A 7,144-nucleotide genomic window follows, 5' to 3' on the forward strand; every position below is an offset into this window, starting at 1 on the left:
CACGGATTGCGAAGCTGAATGTGAAGAAGTATAGAGCACCGAAGCCTAGACCGATTAGTAGTAGAGTTACCGGCTTAGTTGCTAGACCCCAGTTCAGTACGAAGTCGATTAGACCTGCAGAGAAACCAAAGCCGTGTAGCGTACCAAACATGTTAGCAACTACTAGAGATAGACCAGTGAATACAGCGTGCATTGCGTATAGAGCTGGAGCTAGGAATACGAACATGAATTCTAGTGGCTCTGTGATACCAGTTAGGAATGAACAGAAACCTACTGAGAATAGTGCACCACCAACTTGGCTGCGTTTTTCAGCTGGAGCTGCTAGGTACATTGCTAGAGCTGCACCAGGTAGACCGAACATCATTACAGGGAAGAAGCCGTTCATGAATACGCCAGCAGACTTGTCGCCGCCGAAGTAACGGTGTAGGTCACCAGATTTAACTGTTTCAGTTACTTCTTTAACAGTTGCTGTAATCTCTGGAGTTACAGAGTTAGCGAATTCGAATGTGTGTGATTGACCAGCAACAAGAGTCTTAGCTAGAGCTGGGTCTACACAAAGTTGTTGTAGAGCAGGAAGAGCCTGACCAGCAGCTTGAGCACCAGTAACTAGAACTTCTTGACACGTACCCATACCGAACCAGAAGTAAGAGTTAAGAACGTGGTGAAGACCTACAGGGATAAGTGCACGGTTAAGAGTACCGTAAACAAACTGACCAATTGCACCAGAAGTAGAAACAGCGTGTGCTAGAGCGTCAAGACCGCCTTGGATAGTTGGCCATACAACACCAGAAACAGCACCTGCAACTAGCGCGAATAGACCAGCCATGATTGGTACTAGACGTTTGCCAGAGAAGAATGCCAACCACTCAGGAAGACGTGTAGCATGGAAAGCGTTGTAAGAGTGACCAGCAATGATACCAGCGATGATACCACCGAAGAATGACATGTTAACGTCAGCGTTGATTGTTGTTGCTGTCGCTGTTAGTACAAAGTACGCAACTGCGCCAGCTAGGCCTGCAGCACCTTGACCGTCTTTAGAAAGACCAATCGCGATACCTAGACCGAATAGAAGTGGAAGTTGACCGAAGATAGCACCACCAGCTTGCGCCATGAATGGGATATCAAGAAGGTCGCCTTGACCTAAACGTAGTAAGAGCGCCGCAACTGGAAGCGTTGCGATAGGAAGCATAAGAGCTTTACCTAACTTTTGCGCATATCCAAGAATATTCACCTTAAGTTCCCCCTATAGGATTTTAGTATTTTGGTCGAGCTACTTTTTTTAGTCGCTCAATTTAGTCAAGGTCAGTTTATGACATTAATTTTGCTCCGCAAATTAAAACCTCATCATTTGTGATCCTAATCACCAGAAACAGCCAATACACAAGGTTTTTGCTAGCTAGATCATAAAACTTATTTTACAATACAAAAAAATAGCAATCATCAGATAAGATTCACGGTATTCTCTACTCGTAAAAAGAGGCTCCAAGTACTGCCATACAACGCGTGAATGAGTCATAGGCTATACTCATGGCACAGCGTTCCATCTGGTTTTTCTTACTTGTAAGCTTCACGTAGATAGAATCATTTTTTCGTTTGCTAAAGATATTTTGCGACCTAATTGAAGCACACAAATAAAGTCCCAATATGTGGCACTATTACTTCAATTAGATGACTAAAAGTATTAAGAATCTAAACATAAGGATTAGCTGATCATGTATGCGCTAACTAACTGTAAAATCTTCACCGGTAATGAGGTTCTAGTAGACCACGCTGTAATCATCAAAAATGATTTGATTGAAGCAGTTTGTCCGGTTTCAGAATTGCCAGAAGGCCTCGAAACTCGTGACCTAGATGGTGCAAACTTAAGTCCAGGCTTCATTGACTTGCAGCTTAACGGCTGTGGTGGCGTGATGCTAAACGACGAGATCACAGCAGACACGATGCAAATCATGCATGAAGCAAACCTAAAGTCAGGTTGTACAAGCTTCCTGCCTACGCTAATCACCTCTTCTGATGAAGATATGCGCCAAGCAGTAGCAGCAGCTCGTGACTACCATGCGAAGTACCAAAACCAATCATTAGGTCTACACCTAGAAGGTCCATACTTGAACGTTGCCAAAAAAGGCATCCACAGTGTCGATTTCATTCGCCCTTCTGATGACAGCATGATTGACTTCATGTGTGAAAACGCAGATGTGATTGCAAAAGTAACCCTAGCACCAGAGCACAATGAAGCGGCACACATTGAGCGCCTAAAGCAAGCGGGTATCGTCGTTTCAATTGGACATACTAATGCAACGTACGCTGAAGCTCGTCGTGGCTTTGACGCTGGCATCACATTCGCAACTCACCTATTTAACGCAATGACTCCAATGGTAGGCCGTGAGCCTGGTGTTGTTGGCGCTATCTACGATACACCAGACGTATACGCAGGCATCATCGCTGACGGGTTCCATGTTGATTATGCGAACATTCGTATCGCTCACAAAATTAAGGGCGAAAAATTAGTATTAGTGACCGATGCCACAGCTCCTGCAGGCGCTGACATGGATTACTTTATTTTTGTAGGTAAGAAAGTATATTACCGTGATGGCAAGTGTGTTGATGAAAATGGCACACTAGGCGGCTCAGCATTAACCATGATTGAAGCAGTTCAAAATACTGTTGAGCATGTCGGAATCGCTCTGGACGAAGCACTACGTATGGCTACTCTGTACCCAGCAAAAGCAATCGGTGTTGAAGAACAACTAGGCCGCGTTAAGAAAGGCATGGTTGCAAACCTCACTGTATTTGATCGTGACTTCAATGTTCAAGCGACTGTTGTTAACGGACAATACGAGCAAAATTAAGAATGAATGGCGGACAAATAGGTAACGTAGATTTAGTTAAACAACTAAACAGTGCAGCAGTTTATAGATTGATTGACCAGCAAGGTCCGATTTCCAGGATCCAAGTTGCTGATGTCAGCCAACTCGCTCCTGCTAGTGTTACTAAGATTACCCGCCAACTTCTTGAGCGCGGCCTAATTAAAGAGGTCGCGCAACAAGCTTCAACAGGGGGACGCAGAGCCATCTCCCTGACTACCGAAGTTGAACCATTTCACTCAGTCGCTGTACGTATAGGTCGTGATTACATTCAATTCAGCCTTTATAACTTAGGTGGAAAAGAGCTGGCTTCTGATTACACTGAGTTCTTCTACACAACCCAAGAAGAGCTAGTTGAGGGCTTGCTTACTCACTTAAAACAGTTTATCGCAACCAATCACACCATAATCAACCAACTTATCGCTATTGGCATTTCATTGCCGGGCCTCGTCAACCCAGAAACTGGTGTCGTAGAGTATATGCCTAACATCACTATCGATAACCTCGGTTTAGCTGAGTTGGTGCGCAATACTTTTCACGTTCAATGTTTCGTCGGTAATGACGTGCGTGGTATGGCATTAGCGGAACACTACTTTGGCGCTAGCCAAGACTGCCAAGATTCTATTTTGGTCAGTGTGCATCGAGGCACTGGTGCGGGTATTATCGTTAACGGCCAAGTGTTCTTGGGCTTTAATCGTAATGTTGGTGAAATTGGTCACATCCAAATTGATCCACTTGGTGAACAGTGTCAGTGTGGCAACTTCGGCTGTCTTGAGACTGTTGCGGCAAACCCAGCTATCGTTGAGCGCGTCAATAAACTCATTGCACAAGGTTATGAGTCTAGCCTAACAACACTTGATTCCATCACTATTAGTGACGTGTGTGAACATGCAAATTTAGGCGACGAGTTAGCAAAACAAAGCTTAGTACGTGTTGGTAATCAACTAGGTAAAGCCATCGCTATAACAATCAACCTGTTTAACCCACAGAAAGTGATCATTGCTGGTAATATCACCCAGTGTGAAGAAATCGTGTTCCCAGCGATTCGTCGTAACGTTGAAAACCAATCACTCACTACTTTCCACTGTGACTTGCCGATCGTTGCATCTAAAATTGATAAACAGCCCACACTTGGCGCTTTTGCAATGATCAAACGTGCTATGCTAAACGGCGTTTTGTTACAAAAATTACTTGAAGATTGATCGCCTACGCAATCAGTTGAGTTAGAATACGGGGCTATGTCGCAAGACATGGCCCTGTTTTTTTAGGATAGAATACAAACAAATATGGAACTGATCTTAATCACTACTGCCTTTCTAGCGGGTTTTATCGCTTTAAAGTGCAACCTTCCGCCATTAGTTGGCTTCTTACTGGCGGGCTTCGGTCTACATGCCATTGGCTTCCAAACCAATGAAACTATCATTACCCTAGCTGATCTGGGGGTCACCCTACTCTTATTTACTATCGGCCTGAAACTCGATATTAAAACTCTGCTGTCAAAAGAAATTTGGGCAGGCGCAACCATCCATAACCTTTTGTCTACCGCTTTGTTCAGTGGTGCGCTGTTCAGTTTCAAGTTCCTAGGGATCAGCTCTCTTGCTGCAATGTCGATTGATCAAATCGTCTTACTTGGCTTCGCACTCTCATTCTCAAGTACTGTTTTTGCAGTGAAGTCTTTACAAGAAAAAGGGGAAATGAACGCGACATATGGCACTTTGGCCATTGGTATCTTAGTTATGCAGGATATCTTTGCGGTTGTGTTCCTTACGGCTTCTACAGGTAAACTACCTGAATGGTATGCTATTGCCCTCTTTGCTCTACCATTCTTAAGACCTCTATTCTATCGTCTACTAGACTGGGTTGGTCACGGCGAAATGTTGGTATTGTTTGGTATTTTCTTCGCTTTAGTTGTCGGAGCAGGTCTATTTGAACTAGTCGGAATGAAACCTGACTTAGGCGCGCTAATTCTCGGTATGCTTTTAGCTGGACACAAAAAAGCGTCCGAGCTCTCAAAGTCACTGTTTAATCTCAAAGAGCTATTCTTAGTTTGCTTCTTCTTAAACATTGGGCTTTCCGAACAGCCTACCCTTTCAGGCCTGGCTCTAGCGATACTCTTTATGCTGCTACTTCCACTTAAGGGCGTGCTCTACTTTGTGGTACTAAACGCGTTTAAGTTCCGCGTCCGAACGTCACTTTTATCCTCACTCTGTCTGTTTAATTTTAGTGAGTTTGGACTTATCGTTGGAGGCTTGGCATTCAAAATGGGCTGGATGAGCGGGGACGTGTTAGTCGCACTGGCTTTAGCAGTTTCAATTTCCTTTATTATCTCAGCACCAATCAACCGCTTTGGTCACCAAATTTATCAACGTTCTAGTCGCTGGCTAAAAGAAACAGCCGCTGAAAACCTTAATACAAGAGATCAGCTAATCAATCCAGGTCATGCTCAAATCTTAATTTTGGGTATGGGTCGTATAGGTACCGGCGCATATGACGAACTGCGCCATCGATATGGAAAAATTAGTTTGGGTATTGAGGTACGTGAAGACGCCGCCAAAGAGCATAAAGCTCAAGGTCGAAACGTCATCTCCGGAGATGCAACTGACCCTGACTTCTGGGAACGAATTCTTGATACAGCAAACGTAAAGCTCGTCTTACTAGCTATGCCACACCACCAAGGTAATCAAATTGCGCTAGAGCAGTTACGACGTCGTAATTTCCAAGGGCAAATCGCCGCCATTGCAGAATATCCAGATCAACTTGATGCGCTAACTGAAGATGGCGTAGACGCAGCCTTCAATATCTATAACGAAGCTGGTAGTGGTTTTGCGCGCCACGTGTGCGATCAATTAAAACCTCAATTCAACACCACCCGCTAACCCTTTAAAGGCTGCCTTTTTGGCAGCCTTTTTTATAAAACTGGTCACCAAACACACTAAACATCAATTTTATTTAATAAAAACCCATTTCAATTAGAAAATATTCACCAACAAGCTCTTAATGGTACTTTTTTTATTATTGACGGTTGCTTTTTTTAATCAGAATGGCAAATTGAAGACATAAGGTTAATGTATTTTTAAAGGGAAGTGGTATGTGTTCTATATTTGGTATTTTAGACATTAAAAGTGATGCAGAAGCGCTGCGCCCAGTGGCGCTAGAAATGTCTAAAAAGCTTCGCCACCGTGGCCCAGACTGGTCAGGTATTTACTCTTCAGAAAAAGCGATTCTAGCGCATGAACGTCTAGCTATCGTTGGTCTTAACAGTGGCGCTCAGCCTCTTTACAGCTCAGATAAAAAACACATCCTTGCCGTAAACGGTGAAATCTACAACCACAAAGAAATTCGTGCTCGTTACGAAGGAAAATACGACTTCCAAACAGACTCTGATTGTGAAGTTATCCTGGCATTGTATGAAGATCTAGGTGCTGCTCTGCTCGAAGAACTGAATGGCATCTTTGCTTTCGTTCTTTACGATGAGGAAAAAGACACGTACCTAGTTGGTCGTGACCATATCGGTATTATTCCTCTATACCAAGGCTATGATGAGCACGGTAACTACTACGTAGCGTCAGAAATGAAAGCACTTGTACCTGTATGTAAAACGGTCAGTGAGTTCCCTCCTGGTTGTTACTACGGTAGTGGTGATGCAGAGCCTCAGCGTTACTACACTCGTGATTGGAACGAATACGCAGCCGTTCAAGGTAACTCAACAAGCAAAGAAGAGCTGACTGAAGCACTGGAAGCTGCGGTTAAGCGTCAGCTAATGACAGACGTTCCTTATGGTGTTCTTTTATCTGGCGGTCTAGATTCATCAATCACTTCAGCAGTCGCTAAGCGTTTTGCTGCAATGCGTATTGAAGACGATGAAAAGTCAGAAGCATGGTGGCCTCAACTTCACTCATTTGCGGTTGGTCTTGAAGGTGCTCCAGATCTTAAAGCTGCTCGTGAAGTCGCTGACCAAATCGGTACCGTTCACCACGAGATGACTTACACCATTCAGGAAGGCCTGGATGCGATTCGTGACGTTATCTACCATATTGAAACATATGACGTGACGACTATCCGGGCATCAACACCAATGTTTCTAATGGGACGTAAGATCAAAGCGATGGGTATCAAGATGGTACTGTCTGGCGAAGGTGCCGATGAGATCTTTGGTGGTTACCTATACTTCCACAAAGCGCCAAATGCGAAAGAGTTCCACGAAGAGACAGTACGAAAACTGCTTGCTCTGAACATGTTTGACTGTGCTCGTGCGAACAAATCGCTGGCAGCATGGGGCG

General features: G+C 44.2%; 5 protein-coding genes. 4 read left to right on the forward strand and 1 reads right to left on the reverse strand.

Annotated features, from left to right (window positions below):
• Positions 1-1,231, reverse strand: a 1,231-nt coding sequence (locus AC4MRV_RS21090) for a PTS transporter subunit EIIC (protein ID WP_491189254.1), incomplete at its 3' end; no start/stop codon positions are given.
• A 481-nt stretch (positions 1,232-1,712) separates the two neighbouring features.
• On the opposite strand from AC4MRV_RS21090, the gene nagA reads away from it, so the two are divergent.
• The 4 genes from nagA to asnB all read left to right on the forward strand — a co-directional run.
• Complete coding sequence (gene nagA, locus AC4MRV_RS21095) at positions 1,713-2,849, forward strand: N-acetylglucosamine-6-phosphate deacetylase (protein WP_491189255.1); 1,137 nt, start codon at positions 1,713-1,715, stop codon at positions 2,847-2,849.
• 2 nt (positions 2,850-2,851) lie between these two features.
• Positions 2,852-4,066, forward strand: coding sequence for a DNA-binding transcriptional regulator NagC (gene nagC / locus AC4MRV_RS21100; RefSeq protein WP_491189256.1), 1,215 nt, complete (start codon positions 2,852-2,854; stop codon positions 4,064-4,066).
• Between the two features lie 84 nt (positions 4,067-4,150).
• Positions 4,151-5,740: a cation:proton antiporter domain-containing protein gene (locus AC4MRV_RS21105; RefSeq protein WP_491189257.1), complete on the forward strand. Its 1,590-nt coding sequence runs from the start codon at positions 4,151-4,153 to the stop codon at positions 5,738-5,740.
• Between the two features lie 212 nt (positions 5,741-5,952).
• On the forward strand, positions 5,953-7,144 hold a 1,192-nt coding region (asnB, locus tag AC4MRV_RS21110), incomplete at its 3' end, for an asparagine synthase B (RefSeq protein ID WP_491189258.1).

Source organism: Vibrio sp., from assembly GCF_984391705.1.

Excerpts from the sequence above, each read along its gene's own strand:
- AC4MRV_RS21105 (WP_491189257.1), top strand. The coding sequence starts at position 4,151 with ATGGAACTGATCTTAATCACTACTGCCTTTCTAGCGGGTTTTATCGCT.
- nagA (WP_491189255.1), top strand. The coding sequence starts at position 1,713 with ATGTATGCGCTAACTAACTGTAAAATCTTCACCGGTAATGAGGTTCTA.
- nagC (WP_491189256.1), top strand. The coding sequence starts at position 2,852 with ATGAATGGCGGACAAATAGGTAACGTAGATTTAGTTAAACAACTAAAC.